The sequence below is a fragment of the Prevotella sp. tf2-5 genome (genome assembly GCF_900115435.1).
Lineage (GTDB): Bacteria > Bacteroidota > Bacteroidia > Bacteroidales > Bacteroidaceae > Prevotella.
Window position 1 is genome coordinate 178,153 of the sequence record NZ_FOWK01000004.1, and the last position, 16,984, is coordinate 195,136.

The 16,984-nt window shown below is 42.1% G+C and carries 14 protein-coding genes and 1 riboswitch; of the genes, 13 read left to right on the plus strand and 1 reads right to left on the minus strand.

Annotated features, from left to right (window positions below):
- The first annotated feature begins 13 nt into the window (after nt 1–13).
- The 8 genes from BM257_RS06010 to BM257_RS06045 all read left to right on the plus strand — a co-directional run bounded on the left by BM257_RS06010 (nt 14) and on the right by BM257_RS06045 (nt 10,817).
- Entirely contained in the window at nt 14–550 is a 537-nt protein-coding gene (locus BM257_RS06010; RefSeq protein WP_092069713.1) for a leucine-rich repeat protein, read from the plus strand.
- 103 nt (nt 551–653) lie between these two features.
- Complete coding sequence (locus BM257_RS06015) at nt 654–3,044, plus strand: SEL1-like repeat protein (protein ID WP_092069715.1); 2,391 nt, start codon at nt 654–656, stop codon at nt 3,042–3,044.
- Between the two features lie 137 nt (nt 3,045–3,181).
- Nucleotides 3,182–3,706, plus strand: coding sequence for a hypothetical protein (locus tag BM257_RS06020; protein WP_143096776.1), 525 nt, complete (start codon nt 3,182–3,184; stop codon nt 3,704–3,706).
- Nucleotides 3,707–3,717: 11 nt separating this feature from the next.
- Nucleotides 3,718–4,407 carry a sigma-70 family RNA polymerase sigma factor gene (locus BM257_RS06025; RefSeq protein WP_092069720.1) on the plus strand — a complete coding sequence of 230 codons (690 nt, stop codon included), beginning with the start codon at nt 3,718–3,720 and terminating at the stop codon, nt 4,405–4,407.
- An 84-nt stretch (nt 4,408–4,491) separates the two neighbouring features.
- Nucleotides 4,492–5,649: a hypothetical protein gene (locus BM257_RS06030; RefSeq protein ID WP_092069723.1), complete on the plus strand. Its 1,158-nt coding sequence runs from the start codon at nt 4,492–4,494 to the stop codon at nt 5,647–5,649.
- Nucleotides 5,650–6,927, plus strand: coding sequence for a metallophosphoesterase family protein (locus BM257_RS06035; protein ID WP_092069725.1), 1,278 nt, complete (start codon nt 5,650–5,652; stop codon nt 6,925–6,927). It abuts the gene before it with no gap.
- Nucleotides 6,924–10,376, plus strand: coding sequence for an AAA family ATPase (locus BM257_RS06040; protein ID WP_092069727.1), 3,453 nt, complete (start codon nt 6,924–6,926; stop codon nt 10,374–10,376). Before BM257_RS06035 ends, BM257_RS06040 begins: the two co-directional genes overlap by 4 nt.
- A 12-nt stretch (nt 10,377–10,388) precedes the next feature.
- Nucleotides 10,389–10,817 carry a hypothetical protein gene (locus tag BM257_RS06045; RefSeq protein ID WP_143096777.1) on the plus strand — a complete coding sequence of 143 codons (429 nt, stop codon included), beginning with the start codon at nt 10,389–10,391 and terminating at the stop codon, nt 10,815–10,817.
- 11 nt (nt 10,818–10,828) lie between these two features.
- Here BM257_RS06045 and BM257_RS06050 read toward each other — a convergent pair whose 3' ends face one another.
- Entirely contained in the window at nt 10,829–11,287 is a 459-nt protein-coding gene (locus BM257_RS06050; protein WP_092069732.1) for a hypothetical protein, read from the minus strand.
- A 97-nt stretch (nt 11,288–11,384) separates the two neighbouring features.
- A riboswitch (SAM-I-IV-variant riboswitch) is annotated at nt 11,385–11,495 on the plus strand.
- Between the two features lie 33 nt (nt 11,496–11,528).
- Here BM257_RS06050 and BM257_RS06055 point away from each other — a divergent pair.
- From BM257_RS06055 to BM257_RS06075, 5 genes are all read left to right on the plus strand, one after another.
- Complete coding sequence (locus BM257_RS06055) at nt 11,529–11,954, plus strand: hypothetical protein (RefSeq protein ID WP_255405599.1); 426 nt, start codon at nt 11,529–11,531, stop codon at nt 11,952–11,954.
- A 105-nt stretch (nt 11,955–12,059) separates the two neighbouring features.
- The gene (locus tag BM257_RS06060; RefSeq protein WP_092069738.1) at nt 12,060–12,272 is read left to right on the plus strand and encodes a helix-turn-helix transcriptional regulator; all 213 of its coding nucleotides are present in this window, start codon (nt 12,060–12,062) and stop codon (nt 12,270–12,272) included.
- Between the two features lie 11 nt (nt 12,273–12,283).
- Nucleotides 12,284–14,389, plus strand: a complete 2,106-nt coding sequence (locus tag BM257_RS06065) for a GmrSD restriction endonuclease domain-containing protein (RefSeq protein WP_092069741.1) — start codon at nt 12,284–12,286, stop codon at nt 14,387–14,389.
- Nucleotides 14,386–15,726 (plus strand): DNA adenine methylase, encoded by a 1,341-nt coding sequence (locus BM257_RS06070; protein ID WP_092069744.1) that lies wholly within the window; start codon nt 14,386–14,388, stop codon nt 15,724–15,726. Before BM257_RS06065 ends, BM257_RS06070 begins: the two co-directional genes overlap by 4 nt.
- Nucleotides 15,723–16,982, plus strand: coding sequence for a DNA adenine methylase (locus BM257_RS06075; protein ID WP_092069747.1), 1,260 nt, complete (start codon nt 15,723–15,725; stop codon nt 16,980–16,982). The genes BM257_RS06070 and BM257_RS06075 overlap by 4 nt, the downstream gene beginning before the upstream one ends.
- The last annotated feature ends 2 nt before the right edge of the window (nt 16,983–16,984 follow it).

Genomic DNA, 16,984 nt, shown 5'->3' on the forward strand with positions numbered 1-16,984 from the left:
ACATCAAAACGATATGAGAAAAGTATTATTCCTGCTGTTCGCTCTGATAATGAGCACAGCTGTTAAAGCCCAAGAGATTGAGAAGGTCGACAAGTTCACGTCGGGTTACATCAACGGAACCTACATGAACAAGTACAAAACCATCGACGGTGTTCTCTATGCTGTCGGCTATGAGGGCACCAAGGATTGGATCCTGGTACGCTATCCTGCCGGTAGTAGGAACACGACCTATAATGTTCACCCGAATTGCCGCCGAATAGCGCGTGGAGCCTTCGAAGGTGCAGCTTATCTCCGCGAGATCTACCTTCCTGAAACTGTCAGTTTCATCGGCGAGGATGCCTTTGCAGGTTGTACCTCCCTCCAGGGCATCTACTATGGAGAGAGCACACAATCTGCTGTCAGGGGTATTGAATCAGATGGAATCAGCAATGATGATGCAGAGGAGGTGGCCCGCTACAATCTCTCTGGTCGCCCCTGTTCTCCAAATGAAAAAGGCGTTCAAATCATTGTATATTCTAATTTTACCACCAAAACTGTGATTTTGGAGTAATGCATATAATGCATGTATTAAAAAGTAGCATTTTTACTTATTATTAACCCAAAAACTTTGTACTGATAAGAAATAAAGTATATCTTTGTTGCAAAATTCAGAAATGAGCACAAATACAGAGCAAAAGACAGGAGCGCTCCACCTGAGACTAATGGACAACGAGGAGCAGTACAGCGATATGCTCGCGTACCTTTTATATTATAATAAGGATAACGAGCATTACACCACTGACGTACTGGGAGCTTTGGAAGATGGTTTGGAGAACTATAGCCGCTTCCAAAAACTCGACAATGCTCTCTCCCCCCGTTTCATCAAGATTGAGAAGCGCATAATGGACAAAGGTGAGAAATTGAAAGCCAATGATACCGAAGGCGCTTATCATATCAGATTCCATTTCGATAACGAAAAGGAAGAGGTTGTTCACTTCAAGCGAAAGCAGGAACAATTGCTTTATATGCTCATTCTGTTGTCATCTCTGAAGAACGGCTATACCGCAGAGTTCCTCAGAAAACCAGTTAAAGAGGATTATTTGGATGATGACGGCGATCTGTATAAGAGAGCTTTTGAAAGAGCCAACAACAGGTATAACCTAATGATGGTTACGGCAAGGCAACTGATGGAAATGGTATATCCTGCTGGTGGAACTAAAGACAGTATCATCAGGGAAATGGATCCAGAGGTGTCTTTTACCGACATCATCCAGAAAATGCGGAGTGTTATTGGTAGTGTTATCAAAAAAAACGGAGAGCTTCAAGAGGAACGTTGGTTCATGCCCTATACCTTGAATGTCAACAAGAAACGTATCTATCAGATGCACATGGAACCAACAAAGATTATCTATCCTGAAGAATTGCAGCCCATTGTTGATGCCATGCCACAAGCCAATGATTATGTGGATATGAGCAGCTATGTGTCAGAAGAGATGCAGAAAGAGGATAATGAGATCCTTTTGAAAGGCGTTCAGATGGGTAATGTAAAGTCTATGAATCTGTTGGCACAGGCATACAATGAAGGTATTGGTCGTGTAGCAGACCAGGACAAGGCCTTTGCTCTTTGGAAAAAGACATCAGAAATAGGTGATGCTGAGGGGCTTTTCTATGTTGGGGCATTTTATGGCACAGGCGATGTTGTGTCTCAGGACTATAGCAAATCCATACAATACCTCCAGAAAGCAGCTGAACTGGGGTATGCTGATGCACTCTATCAACTAGGAGTGTACAGATTGCACGGCTTCGGATGCGACATTGACTGGAATGAAGCACTGAATTATTACAGAGCAGCGGCTGAAAAAGGTTGTGCTGAAGCAGCATACTCAGCAGGATACATCTACGACAGAGGAGAGCACGGTGTGAAGAAAGATGATAAGAAAGCTTTCAACTGGTTTCTGAAAGCCGCTGAACTGAACCACACAGTAGCAATTCGCTATGTCATTCGTGCTTATCACGACGGACTTGTGGAGGATGAAGAAGGTGAAGAATACCTGTATTGGATTGAAAAGGGGCTTGAACTCGACATACCTGAAGTATACTTACAAGTAGGTGTATATATGTATCAGGATGAGGATTATGAAATGGCTTTCGAGTTGCTCGAGACTGCAAGCGATGAAGGGTTAACAGTAGCCAATCATATCTTAGCCCAAATGTTGATTAAAGGCCAAGGTGTTGAGAAGGATATTGAACGTGGTATAGACTACCTCCGCGAGGGAGCTTATAACAACGATGAAACATGTTTGATGCTTCTAAAGAAAGTCCGTCCAGAACAATGGAAGGAAATAACCTCGGAGCTTGAAGATGTTCTTGATATGCGAACAACACTGCAGACACTTGTTGGAGAGATGACTCCACAAGCTAACCAAAACTATTTCCTACAGCTGGTTGATTCCTATCGTGAACATTTTCATGAGGACTATCAGAAGGAGATTAACAAACAACTCAGTATCCATCGTTCATCAACAGACAAAAAGAGTAGATCAAAAAGAAAGATTATTGTCAGGAAGTCTTCATCCAAGAAGGCCCGTTATGAGATAGTTATCATCCTTGCCAATGGAGAAGAGATGCTGGTTAAGCTTAACCCCAACAGCTTGGTGCTTTTGCTTCTGACCATCATTTGCTCCTTCAAGAGCGGTTATAGTACAGTAATGGCACTCGACAAGACATGTCGTTCGGTCATGGCAGAACTTGTCAGACTGGTACTTGGCTATAGGTCTGAAGCCAAAGCCATCGACTATGTTTGGAAATACATGGACAGCTCACGAAACGGCACAAACTTCTATAAACAATACTCCAACGATGCGAAGAAGTCCATTGATAGAGCCATTAGTGAGTATGATGATGCTATTCATTTTCTGTTTGACAACAATGAAACGATAGGGAAGCGACCTCTTCGCTCAATGAATCTTGATGCCAAAGACATCGAATTACCGCCTGAACTTCTACGGCTTGCCCAGCAGATGCCGGACGGAAAAGAAATATTGTATTCACTTGAAGATGAGTAAGTTACGTTAAGAAAAACTACCTTTTCTTATACCTATACATTCAGCATTTTTCTTAGGAAGGATGCTGATTTTTTAATACCTTTGCACCAGAAAACAAAAGCAAAAGTATGATAGATATCCAAACAAAAATTGAATCAATGAGTCTTGAAGAAATCAAGCAGCGTCTGGCCGAATACATGGCAGCAGACAAGGAACTCATGCCAGGTCTTGTAGCCGTAGAAGTCAGGCTCAACCAAACTGGCACTGCAAAGTGTCGCTACAGCATTCTTCTTATTGACGAAGAAGGGGGCGAAATAGAAGTGAAGTTTCGCGACCGCTACTCTCGACTTGTTTATATCTACACCTTACTTCATCCACAGGGCTATCAGCGTCGAGTGCCAGCAGCCAAGGACTATCGCGAGCTGTGTCATCTCTACAGCATGCTCTACTTCAGAGATAGTGATGCACTGCTGAACACTATCGCAAGCACGGACTTTGACCATTTCCTGAGTCATTATATCGCTCAGTCGCGTAACGCAATCCGTCAGGCATCGTCTCTCGCAGAACCCTTTGCCATCGACCGCCCACAGTCACACAATGGCAAGGTACTCATCCCCTTTGTCGCCGATGGCGGCAACGTCATCATCGACGCATCCCTCCGCATCAACAAGTCTCATCTTTAAATATAAGTCCCATGTACAGAAACGGTAAAAACTTCAGCTTCACCGACCGCAGTGTCGACAGTGTCAATCTCTTCCTCAGCAGCATCCGTCAGTCTGAGCCCCTTACCACCGAAGCAGAGTATGATCTCTGGTATCGCATGCAAAATGGCAGCAAGAGTGCTCGTGAGAAGCTCATCTTTGCCAATCTTCGTTACGTTGTCAGTGTAGCCAAGCAGTACCTTGCCTCGAAAGCCCCCTTCGAGGACCTTATCCAAGCTGGTTGCGAGGGGCTGGTCAGAGCGGTCAATAAGTTCGATGCCTCCCTTGGTTATCGTCTTATCTCATATGCCACTTGGCATATCGAGAACGAAGTGCGCAAAGCGGCCTATGATTACATCCGCCACAGCCACTCGTCGCTTGATGAACCCCTCTACGCGGACGATAAGGATGGTGAGACACATGCCGACTATCTTGAAGCCAGACCTTGTCAATCAACAGACTGGAATCTCCGCTATCGCGATGCCCTCGAAGCCCTCAAACGTCGCGCTGAAGACCGCCAATACGGACTTAGCCATCTCACTGCAGAGCTCCATCAGATGCTCCTCGACGGCTACACCACCTCCGACTTCGCACGTCGTCACCACCTTTCTGAATCTCAAATGACACGTCTCCTCACTATTCTTCGTGAGGAGTCTGGGTCATTCTACCGTCTCGCTGCATGATTTCTAATAATAAATGTTATCAAACTAAGTGTTATTGAAGAAAAAACACTATATTTGCAACAAATTAGTAATCAATGGGCAACAATGACGTACGACGAACTAAAATCCAAAGCGAAATGGTTTGATGCTCCAAGAAATTGGGGTGATACCGATGAAGAGATCCTTGCTAATATAAAGGTGAACATTCAGTTAGAGGCAAGCAAACAATACATTAGTTTGCTTACCAATGTTGACATGAATGTCCGTACAACGACAAAGGACTTGTTAGAGGCATTATCACAAGCAGGATTTCCACCAGAAAAGATTACGGTGAAAAACGAGCATATTGCCGAGATTGAGTTAGGAGGAACCTCATGTACCATAACAGATGCTCAAATTGGGCATGCATTCTTGTATGACAACAGCAATACACTTAAATATCTGGACTTCATCCATACACCTGCAGATTTGGTAGCAGCCTATTTGGTCGAACGCTATTGTTCTGAGAACTGGATAGATAAAGAAGCACTTATGAGGCTTGAACTATATAAGGTGCGTGAAAAATGGAGGGAGAAGAAATCGAGACTATATCGTAATTATCGAAGTGCCTTCAATGCTATAGATAAGGCTATGAGTAAATCGCAGCCTTACGAATCTTTGCATGACGATTTCATTAAGGCCGGAATGAAATACTATAAGTTTGTTGACTCAGAAACTCCAGATGATATATTCTTGGCCAAGTTGGAAACAGAATGGAAAGACTATGTAAAACGGGCAAAGTATGAATTTGATCGAGAAAAGAGAAACGAAGCAGCAAGAAAGAGATACGAGAAGGTAACAAAGCCAAGGATGCAGGTTAAAAAGCAAGAGGTTATCGAACAAAAACGGGCTCTGCTACATGAATACAAGGAGAAATATGGGGTTTTGTGTAAATTCATCAATGTCCATAGCCCATATGACCCGCATCATCGCTTTGTTGTACCTGCCATTGAAGGTCAGGTTGTGTCATTCTTTGTCCCCGACAAGTTTGAACGCGATTTTTACGATCGGGCTATGGAACTTGTGTCATATTTGAATGAATTGACCAAAACCTATGGTAGAAGTAAGGTTCAGAAGAAAGGCTCCTTGCCTGATGAAGCAAACAAATCTTTGTCTAAGCTATTAAGCAAACTCGGTATTGGCCGTCAATGGCAGGGAATTTATAATGAGTCGCAGCGACATTATCTAGATTCTACATATAGAGACGAAATTGTTATCAAATAAATGAAGATATTGCATACTGCTGACCTGCACTTGGGTCAGGTCATCTATCAGAACTATGACCGCAGTGACGAGCATCAACACTTCTTCCGTCAGCTGGAACAATGGTGTAAGGAAGAACAACCAGATGCTTTGCTCGTGAGCGGTGATGTGTTTGACATCCAACAGCCCTCGGCAACAGTAAAAAAGACATTTACCGACTATTTCGTCCGGCTGCACCAGGAATGTCCCCAGATGCACATAGTCATTACGGCTGGCAATCACGATTCAGCCTCCCGCATTCAGGCTGACAGTTCTATATGGGAACTGGCTAATGCTCATTTGGTTGGAACACCACCAACTATTGATAGCCTTGATAATAATGATGGTTGGCAGTACAACTATATCATCCGACTTGACAGTGGGTATATAGTAGCTCTGCCGTATATGACAGGAGATCGTAGAAATGTAATACAGTCCATTCTTGACAAGGTGGCCGATGATAACACAATGAGACTACCTGTTGTCATGATGGCTCACCAAGCTGTGACAGGTCTTGACCCAGCAGGTCATCATTTCGACATCGGCACATTGAGGACACTCGACCCTTCTGCAATGGGTAATGGTTATGACTATCTCGCCTTGGGACATATCCATAAACCTCAGACAATCGGACATAAAGAAGATGATAACATCAACACGATAGCCGCTCATCGCTCTCCTGTAGTCAGATATTCTGGTAGTGCTTTGCATGTCAGTTGTGACGAGACTTATCCCCACACAGTCAGTTTGGTTGAGATTGACTGTCATCAGGGGAAAGTACAGATTCGACAATTGCGCATTGATGAACTTCGCCATTTCTATGTCCTACCTTCAGATGGCACATCCTTCACTTCGGCGGATGAAGCATTGGAATCAATGACAGAGTTTGTCAGTAAAGGGGAACGTGGCTATATCCGTTTTCGTTTCGACATGAACACTGACTTGCCATCCAACTTTGGTCAAATGATATATGATGCCCTTTTGCCCTATAACGATGAATGGCGCTATAATCCAAAGATGCTTTGGACTGGGGTGAGTGACAGCAAGGACTCTGAAAAGGAAGAGCTGGTCTTTGAAGTGGCCGAACTTCAACAAATGACAGACCCAATGATGTTTATCGAACGTACACAAGACCAATATCCTGGACTTGACTTGGAAGATGTGCGCCAGGCCTTCGAGGAGGTTAAGGCAGAAATGCTACTCCTTAACGAGGAAAAAGAAGTAAAGAATCGACAAAAAACGACAGCCCCTGAACAATGAAACTGAAAGAACTACATATTCGCAATATTGCCTCCATTGAGCGGGCTGACATCGATTTTGAGAAGGATCTCAACGATGCCATTACAGGTGATCCGGCTTCAATCTTCCTGATTTCAGGTGATACTGGAGCTGGTAAGTCTGTCATTCTTGACAGTATTTCAATGGCTCTTTACAAGAAAACACCACGTATAGCAGATGTGGCAAATGCTTCCAAGAATGATTATACCGATGCAGAAGGTGAACAGATACGTGTGGCCAGTATTGAACAGTATACCCGTTTAGGGATTTCTGATAAAGACGAAAGCTACAGTGAGGTCGTCTTTGAAGGCAATGACGGCAGGATGTATCACGCCCGTCTTACACTCGGCATGAAACTGGGTTCAAAGGATAAAGAAACAGGTATTCGCCCAATAAAACACAGTAAACCAACATGGGAGATAAGGATTGATAAGGGTGACTGGACGAAGGACAGTGTGGAGCAGACCATCCTTGATGCTATTGGTCTTGACTTCCAGCAGTTCGGAAGAATGGCCATGCTGGCACAAGGTCAGTTTGCCAACTTCCTAACAGGTGACAAGAAAGAACGCGAGGCCATTTTGGAACAGCTGACAAATACCCAGCATTTCACAGCTTACGGCGAGGCCATCAACAGCTTGTGGAAGAAAGCGAAAACCAATCAAGATCGTATTCAGACCATCTACGATACCGAAAAGCCTCACACACTTAGCGATGAAGCGGTTGAGCAACTTACGAAAGAACAACAGGAAGGTCAGAAACAACTTGATATATATGATGCTAAACTGAAGAAGTTTGACGAACAGCTGAAGTTAATCGAAGGAATCTTGTCCAAAGAGAAGGAGCAAGACCAAGCCAGACAAAAAGTACAAGAACTAACTATTATAATCTCTGGCGACGAATACAAGAACAACAAGTCTCTATATTCCGATTGGGATGCAACCACCAACGAGCGTCACCAGTTGGCTGACCTCCAGAGAGCAAGGCGTGACGAACAGACTTCAAAAGAAAGCTTATCGCAGTTGCAAGATAAATTCAATGCCCTCTCATCTGACATCATAGACCGCCAGGCTAAGACCAAGGCTATTGAAGATGCTATCCAGCTTAACAATGAGTGGATTGAGAAACGCAAGCAACACGAAGACCTGTTTGTCAAAGCCAGAGAGGTCGAAATCAAGATAGGACAATACCTCGAAAAGGTCAGGAAAACTGACGAGTTAGCAAAAGGGCTCAAAGAAGAACAAGGCAAAACCAAAAGCCTTCTGAAAGCAAAATCAGAAGCTGAAGAGAACGCTAAGAAAGCAAAGGATGTTGTAAAGGCCAAGGAGAACGAGATAGAAGAATTGGGTAATCAACGTAAAGCTCTGAATCCCCAAGCTATCGACGACCAGAAGAGCAAGAAGGAAGCTGCAAAGCGAGAGATAGAAAACATCCGTAAATCTTACGATGATTTAGAAACGGCATTGAAAGATGCCAATATACTTCGAGAAGATATTGAGAAAGAAAAGGCTCAACTATCAGAACTAAAAGATGCGAGCGAAAAGGCAGAGCAAGTCTTTCTGACCAAGAAAACTGAATCTGAGAAAGCCGATAAGCTTTTAACGACTATGCAGATGAGCATAAAGGACACCCTTATCAATCTGCGCCACCGACTGCAAGAAGAGCAGGCAGATACCTGTCCGCTATGTGGTCAGCATATAGATTATGCCCATCTTAATGATGACTTTAATGGTGTTCTTACTCCGCTTGAAGATGAACAGAAACGCGCTGCTGAAGCATATCAACAAGCTACCAGTCAACGTGACACTGCAAGAGATTCCTATAAGAAATTCGACGGTGCCCATCAAATTAAAGCTAAAAACCTAAAGGAAGCCGATCAGAAAAATGATAAGGCAAAAGAAGCCATTGAAGCAAAAGCTATAGCAGCTGGTCTAAATATTCAGGATCCCCTAATACCTCAGATAGAGAAACTGCTTGGTTCATTGGATGAAGACATCACCAAATTGAAGGCAGCCCAGCAAGAGGCAGAGGCTCTACAAGGGAAGATTAATGCTCTGCTGGAAGAAAAGAAGCCTTTGGATACGCTCAAAAGTGAAGCGGAAACAGCCAAGACAAAGGCAGAGAATGCCGTGAATAATAATTCTGAAACAATCACTCGATTGGATAAGGAGCATAAGGAACTGACCGCTGAATGTGAGACTATCAAATCTGAAATCAGTTCTCAACTATCTGGCTATTCTGATAATTGGCAGACTGATATCGATAATCTCCTTAACAAATTAAAGAAAGACGCAAATGAGTATAACGACCATCAGAAACAGCTGAACGATGATAGTACCAAACTGGAAAGTGGAACGACGCTTAATAATTCGCTACTTCAATTCAGTCAGAGCATCCTCACAGTATGTCCAGAATGGAAGGCTGAGTTTGATGCCAAAGCATATTTTTGTCGTGACATCAACAGGGAATGGGCAGACTTGTTAGCAGAAGTCACAAGACTCGTTTCAAAGATTAAAGACTGTAAGGCAGTGATTACATCATCTACCGAGGGGTTAACTGCCTATTATCAGGAGTCGGGCAAGACAGAAAAGGATTTGCTGATGCTGATTGCCCAAGAACCACAGGTAGCAACAGCTCGTAAATTCGTTGTCGATACAGATTCTCTATTGAAGTCGCGCAATGATGCCATAGTCGATGCGCAGAAACAAATAGAAGTTTCGCTTAAGGCATTAGGTCTCAATGAGCGAACTGAGTTGCCAGACTATCAGAGCGTAGAAAACGAGAAAAATGGTACGAAAGCCCTATATGACGAACTTTTCACCAATGTTGTTCAGATCAAGGGCCGCTTGGAAACCCATAATAACAACATTAAGCGTCTGAAGGAGATAGAAAATGACCTTGCCATTGCCAAGCAACAGTTTGCGCGTTGGGATAAATTGAACCGAATCTTCGGTGGCACTCGTTTCCGTACACTGGTGCAGACCTACATCCTGCGTCCGTTGCTCAACAATGCCAATATCTATCTGGAGCAGATTACAGACCGCTACCGTCTGACCTGTAGTGAGGACAATGAGCAGCTGAGCATCCTTGTGCTCGACCGCTATAACAAGGACCAGGTGCGAAGCGTCACCGTCCTCTCTGGCGGCGAGCGCTTCATGATTTCGCTTGCCCTTTCACTGGCTCTCTCCTCGCTCAATCGTCCGGATATGAATGTCAACATCCTCTTTATTGACGAAGGCTTTGGAACGCTTGACGAGAAGAGCCTTGACTCTGTGATGCAGACCCTCGAAAAGCTTCAGGAGATAGCAGGACAGACCAATCGACGTGTGGGTATTATCTCACACCGTGAGGAGCTTGAAGAGCGCATCCCCGTGAAAATACAGGTGGTCAAGAAGGGCGAAGGTCGTAGTATGATAGAAGTTACAAACGCTTAAACAATTCACAATATGAAGTATAAGTTTCAAGTCATGGTAGCCCTTACCTATGAAGATAAGGACATTGAGGTCGAGGTGGAACTCTCCGACGAGGAAGTGGCCCGAATCAAGGAGTTGGTTGCTGCCAGTGCTGCAACTAGTGCTGAACCCAAAGATGAAGATGACTATGTACCAGAGCCAGACCTTCTTCAGATACTTGAAGATGGAGAACCGAAGCTTTTCGAGAAGTTCTGGGATTTTATCATGCCTCCCGTATTCGTGGAAATGTTAATTAATGGTTTCGACAATGGTTACATTGAGAAGGATAGAAAAGACGAGTTTGATGACTACCATGAAGCCGACTTCGATAAACTCTACGACATCTATGGAGATGATATGGAGTTAGAGCATTCCAGCTGCTGCATTTGTAGAATTCCAGACTCATTTGTAGGAAGGTCGTAGCAACGGGTAATTTATTTCTTCAGTAGTTCCCATATTTCATTCATGGTGAGACTGTCATTCTCCTTTCCAATCAGGTTCAAAACAAAACCAGGCCATTGCTGGAACAATTCGCCAGTTCTTTGAAATTTGGCTTCTTCTACTTTCTTTTTGAAGCCATCACGGATCTCGTTTGAAATCAGCAAAGTATTACCAAATCCCAAATATTCAGAACTCCAATTGGGATTGTTAGACTCACTGCCCATCAAACCATGTTCAAGATCCACAAATACTGGAATGACATCCTTAATATGTTCTCGGTCAATACAATCATCACCCAAGAAATAGTTGGCATGATATATCTGCCCTTCTCTGTCGATAATATAGATGCCGCCCATTTCTCCCATTGCCCCTTCATAGGCAAAAGAGAAAGCAACAATATCAAGAGACGAATAATCTTGATAATTTGATTCTGTAATTTCAATGATGTCCATAACTCTAAATCTTATTTGAAATAAATTGGGGACAAAGATACGAAAAAAATACTATTGTCTTTGTAGTTTAATGGAAAAGTTATATCTTTGCACCAGATTTTTGCATCAAGAGTGGCAAAATGCCCACCAACCGGCCTTTGAAATATCGTTGGCAGCGGTGGTAAAAAGATGCGAGTGAGATAATAACCCACTAAAGATTAACGATATGGAGATCAAGAAAATTGAAAAGTGTAATTATGTGATGTTCCCGCGACTGCAGGAACAGGGTATTGAATTCAAACATGTGGAGCGCGAGGCTTTCCGTGCGGAACTGAAGCATGTTAAGGGACATGGCGACTACTGGCTGGTGTATCAGCAGGCACCGCCCCACCTGGTGGCCAACATCCAGTTTGCCGAGGATGAAACCGAGTTTGACCGCAAGCTGGGCTGGTTCATTGGCCAGCAGAAGCTGCACGAGTACGTGCGTGGCGATCTGACTTTCATCAGTGCCCTTGCAGGCTACAATCATGAAGAGGTTCCCATGCGATTCCCCGACAACATCAAGAGCATCGTATATGCCATGAGCAATTCTGCCCGTTGGTGGCACGAGTATGGTCAAGAGGTGATTACCAATACATGCAGTAGTAAAAAGCTATTTTTGAATATTAAAGTGAGTAAAATGCAATAAAATTGTTATTTTTCGTCAGATTTTTCTATTTCTCGCACGATTTGTGGATTATATTTTGTATCTTTGCGACAAATATAAAATTTAGGTGAACCTATAGCTATCATAATGGATAAAGATATTAACCGAATAAAAGTTGTGTTGGCTGACAAGAAGCGAACCAACAAATGGCTTGCTGAACAGTTAGGGAAAGATCCTGCAACTGTTTCAAAGTGGTGTACAAATAGCTGTCAGCCAACCCTTGAAACCCTTATGAAAATTTCAAAGTTGCTTGACGTAGATCTTAAAGAACTCGTTAGATTTGAAGAATTGGATAATTAAGAAAAAGAAAAATGATACAAGAAAATACACCTGCAAAGGTTGGCTTATTGGAATTGTTACTCGCATCATCAGGAGTGCAGTTCGTTATACCTGCCTATCAGCGCAACTATACTTGGACGACAAGCAGAGAGGTAAAACAACTGCTTGATGATATAAAGGCTGTGCTGAGAGGAGAACGCAATAAGCACTTTATAGGAATTATCATATACCTTGAACGCTCTCTTGACTTTTCACGAAGAGAACGTTCTGTGATAGATGGCCAGCAACGATTGACAACATTGTTCCTTTCACTATATGCAGTAAAGGAACTGATGCTCGAACGTGGTATGGAGGAAGAGGCCAAGCGTTTGGAAATGCAGTATCTTATTAATCCATACGACGAGACAGCAAAATATAAGCTGAAGCCCCTTGTCAGCGATGATACTGTCTATCAGCAGATTGTTAACAGAGACTTCAAAAATATCGTTGATATGAAGTCAAATGTGTGGTTGAACTTTGAGTACATCAAAAATGAGATAAAGAACCTGACGGAGCGGTTCTCTCTCAATGATGTACTTCTTGCGATGAACCGCCTATACCTTGTCTGTGTACCAATTAGCAATGATGACTATCCGCAGAAGATATTTGAGAGCATCAATGCTACTGGTGCGAAACTTACTGCATCAGACCTCATCCGCAACTTCATGCTCATGCCTATTGAGAGTGTGAAACAGGATGAATATTACAACAAGTACTGGAAGGAATTGGAAAGGCTTATTTCTACAGACTCGAAAAAACTGGAGTCCTATTTCCGTTTCTTCTTGATAGCCAAACGTCAGGCAACCGTAAAAAAAAGCGATATATACCGCGTATTCACAGAATGGTTTGCTTCCACAGAAAAGGAAATTGGTGTTGAGGGTATCTTCAAGGAAGTTGTTCACTATGCCCGATGCCACAATGCTGTATATGCTCAACCTATTACAGAACTTGATGCCGTATTACGGAAACCTATAGAGGAATTCAGACATATCCTGTCAGATATGCCAGCACCATTACTGATGGAGTATATGTCGTTAAGCAAACGTACAGATACAAATGGTAATCCGTTTATTAGTACAGCGCAGTTGGCAGACATTATCACGGTGCTTAATTCATATTTGATGCGTCGTGCATTGTGTGATCTGGATACAAGTTCCATCTCCAATTACTTCCCGACGTTATTGAAAGAGACCTTGGTTGACTGTAATGGTGACTTTTCCAACATCGTGGTTGTTTTCAAGAAAGACCTTGTTAACCGCAATAAGGGCAATGCAATGGAAATGCCAGATGACAAGAAGTTGGAAGAGCGTATCCTCAATGCGAACATGTATAATCTGCGCACGTGGCTTACTATCTTCTTGTGCAAACTAGAAAGCGAGGACAACCCTGCTCCAGTTGATTTCTCAAAACTGAGTATTGAGCATCTGATGCCGCAGAAGCCTACCCAAGAGTGGTGCGATGCCCTACAGACAGATGCTGACACATATGAGCAGAATCTCCATCGTCTTGGCAACCTAACCCTTGCAGCCCGTCCCGATAATAGTAAGATGAGCAACAATGTCTGGGAATATAAGACGAGGATATTGGCTTCTACAAGCCATCTGAAACTTAACGAGGCTATTCTGAAGAAATCGCATTGGACAATTGGGGATATAGACGAGCGTACACGGTCACTCATTTCAAGTATCATACGCCTTTATCCTTACTACGAGGCAAAGGGTGAGATTGTGACAAAGATACCAGTAGTCATCGACTGTCAAGAAGGATACGCTATAGGTACGTTCTACCCTGACAATGGAAGTATCGAGGTGCTTGAGTCTTCAGTGCTGAATACAGCCTTCTCGACACCAGAAAAATATCCCTGGGTAGAAGAACAGCGTCAAGAACTATTAGAAGATGGAGTTATTGCATATAATGACAAGCATCAGCTTGTATTCATGCAGAACTACACTTTCTATACTCAGATAAAAGGCTCTACTGCCCTTAGTTCTATAGCCTCACTCATCCTGCACGGCAATCGTAACGGGTGGGAATACTGGTATACAGAAGATGGCAAGCAGCTCGGACAGGTTAAAGGGTTGAAGAAAGGAAAAGAATGATGAATAAGAACTTAGGATCATTATATAAGCCAGTCCAATATTTGGGTGCAAAGACAAGAACATTAGATGCTATTATCTCTGAATGTCACCGCCTGTATAAGAAGGAATCCTATGTTGTGGATTTATTCTCTGGTAGCAGTCTTGTATCCCAGGCTCTTTATCTTAACAAAATGCCAGTCATTGCTAATGATGTTATGAGGTTCTGTTCTGATATGTCTGCCTGTTTGTTAAACATTGCGAAGACGAATGATTCACAATCATTACTGAAGGAAGCAATCAAGGGCGTTTCAACATGCCAAATAGATTCTGAATTCTTTGAACCATTTAAAGAATATATAGATAATGAAGAAAGGTTAATAAGGACAAAAGACTTGCATGGGCTAAAGAACCTGTATTCTCAACTCCCTATTATGAGCAATGAGACTATTGAGCCTTCTCGTCAGGTAAAGTACATAAGAGAGCATATAGGTAAGGAAGCATTTAATGGTGCACCTCTAATTACTAATTATTATTCTGGTTCCTATTTTGGTATAATGCAGTCTATCAGACTGGACGCAATAAGATGCTATATCGAGAAGAATTTTATTGAAAATGGTGATTTTTGGGTGCACACTGCTTTATTGACAGCTTTGTATAGTACTTTATCTACTATTGTGCATAGTGCAGGAAAGCACTTTGCACAGCCAATCTGCATAACCGATATTGACAAGAACAAGATTACCAATATAAGACTTTTTGAGAACCGCAGTTATGACGTAGATCTGTTGTTTGTTGGATTTCTGAAGGAAATTCTTGCTAAAACTGGAAAGCAAAAGACGTTGCAACCATGTGTATCTTCTTGCAATAATGTTCAAGACAAATGCTTTGCAAATCTTTTAGAAGACAAGAACATATCAGTTATATATGCAGATCCTCCTTATACAGCCCAGCAATACTCAAGGTTCTATCATGTTCCAGAAGTGGTTAGATTCTATAAATATCCTCAGTTACAACAGCACAGAGGACATATAACACAGGGGCTTTATCCAGACGGCAAATTTAAGTCAGATTTCTGCTCAAAAACAAAAGCAAAAGACGCTTTTAGAACGATCTTTGAGCTTGTAAAGAAAATCCAATGCAGTTTTGTTCTCAGTTATTCTGAGTCAAAAAAGGATGCGACCGGTAATGAAAGGATGGTGACGAGGAATGATATTTTATCAATAGCAGAAAAGTATCTACCTAATTACAAGTCAAAGCAACTTAGATTTGATTTTGATTACAGACAATTAAACTCATCTGCCAAAATAGTTCACGACAAGGAAGACAAAGAATTCCTTATAATATTTGAAAAGAAATGATTCAGAGATATTTGGGAAACAAGAACTCTATCGCAGATCACATCCTTCGTGAGGTTGGAAGATTCTGCCAACCAGGGGATATTGTATGCGATATCTTTTCTGGTACAATATCAATGTCTATGGCCCTGAAGAGAAGTGGTTATAGGGTTGTATCCAATGACATCAGTATTTTCTCATATCACTATGCCAATTGCTATTTGAGAAACAATACAATACCAGCCTTTGACTTGGGGCTACTTGGTATAAATGGTGCTGACTATGAGAATATAGCTCAAGAAGTTATTGAGAAAAAAAAGGATGAGGTAGGCTTTTCCTTTTTGAGAAATCAGCAACTATATGAACTCTACAAGAATCTTATTATAGTCCTTGTCTATCTCGAAAGAATAGAAACAACAGATATTGCCAAGGAATTTCAGGCCCATTATATATACAACACTTATACAGAAAAAGGGGAAAATAGCTATTTCCGTAGCTTAAGGGGTACAGAAGGACACCGTCGCTTCTTCACACCTGCTAATGGAAAGAGAATAGATAATATTTTAAATAAGATTCGTGAATGGAATGATAACCAGCTTTTAAGTGAAGTTCAATATAGTTTACTCATCAGCATCTTATGTGAATCTATAGAAAAAATCAGTAATACCCAAGGTACATATCACGACTTTCAAAGAGAACTTTATGATGAAAGGGCATTACATGATTTGACCTTACGAATTCCTCCTTTTGATGATGTAATCAGCACTCAGAACGAACATATCATTGGTAGAGCTCAAGATTCTCTCCGTTTCATTAAGGAGGTGCCTGACCACAAGCTTCTTTATTTGGATCCTCCATATAATTTTAGACAATATACATCATACTATTTTATGCTGAATCTTATTTGTAACTACTGTACGATTAAGAATCTAAATAAATACTTCAAGAATGTGAAGTTTGTTAGAGGTCAGAATATGGATGATGACTTCGATTCGACATTCTGCAAATCAGACAAGTTCATAGAATCACTACGCCAACTTATAAGTGATGCGAGAACACAATATGTTATAATGAGCTATTATGATGGCAGAAACCATGAGAATAAAGGTACTCGTAGAAAAGATAATGGCATTGCTGCTATTATTGAGCTATTTAGAAGCGACATCTTCAAAGCAGGAAGTTTTGAACAATTAGCTTTTGAGCGTACAAACTATCAAAGTTTCCAAGGGCATACTGCAGATAAGTGTAACGAATACTTATTTATAGCTGAAAAAAGATAAGA

Coding starts and splice junctions, on each gene's coding strand:
- BM257_RS06035 (WP_092069725.1), top strand. CDS start 5,650: ATGAAGATATTGCATACTGCTGACCTGCACTTGGGTCAGGTCATCTAT.
- BM257_RS06030 (WP_092069723.1), top strand. CDS start 4,492: ATGACGTACGACGAACTAAAATCCAAAGCGAAATGGTTTGATGCTCCA.
- BM257_RS06060 (WP_092069738.1), top strand. CDS start 12,060: ATGGATAAAGATATTAACCGAATAAAAGTTGTGTTGGCTGACAAGAAG.
- BM257_RS06075 (WP_092069747.1), top strand. CDS start 15,723: ATGATTCAGAGATATTTGGGAAACAAGAACTCTATCGCAGATCACATC.
- BM257_RS06020 (WP_143096776.1), top strand. CDS start 3,182: ATGAGTCTTGAAGAAATCAAGCAGCGTCTGGCCGAATACATGGCAGCA.
- BM257_RS06065 (WP_092069741.1), top strand. CDS start 12,284: ATGATACAAGAAAATACACCTGCAAAGGTTGGCTTATTGGAATTGTTA.
- BM257_RS06010 (WP_092069713.1), top strand. CDS start 14: ATGAGAAAAGTATTATTCCTGCTGTTCGCTCTGATAATGAGCACAGCT.
- BM257_RS06015 (WP_092069715.1), top strand. CDS start 654: ATGAGCACAAATACAGAGCAAAAGACAGGAGCGCTCCACCTGAGACTA.
- BM257_RS06070 (WP_092069744.1), top strand. CDS start 14,386: ATGATGAATAAGAACTTAGGATCATTATATAAGCCAGTCCAATATTTG.
- BM257_RS06025 (WP_092069720.1), top strand. CDS start 3,718: ATGTACAGAAACGGTAAAAACTTCAGCTTCACCGACCGCAGTGTCGAC.
- BM257_RS06055 (WP_255405599.1), top strand. CDS start 11,529: ATGTTCCCGCGACTGCAGGAACAGGGTATTGAATTCAAACATGTGGAG.
- BM257_RS06050 (WP_092069732.1), bottom strand. CDS start 11,287: ATGGACATCATTGAAATTACAGAATCAAATTATCAAGATTATTCGTCT.
- BM257_RS06040 (WP_092069727.1), top strand. CDS start 6,924: ATGAAACTGAAAGAACTACATATTCGCAATATTGCCTCCATTGAGCGG.
- BM257_RS06045 (WP_143096777.1), top strand. CDS start 10,389: ATGAAGTATAAGTTTCAAGTCATGGTAGCCCTTACCTATGAAGATAAG.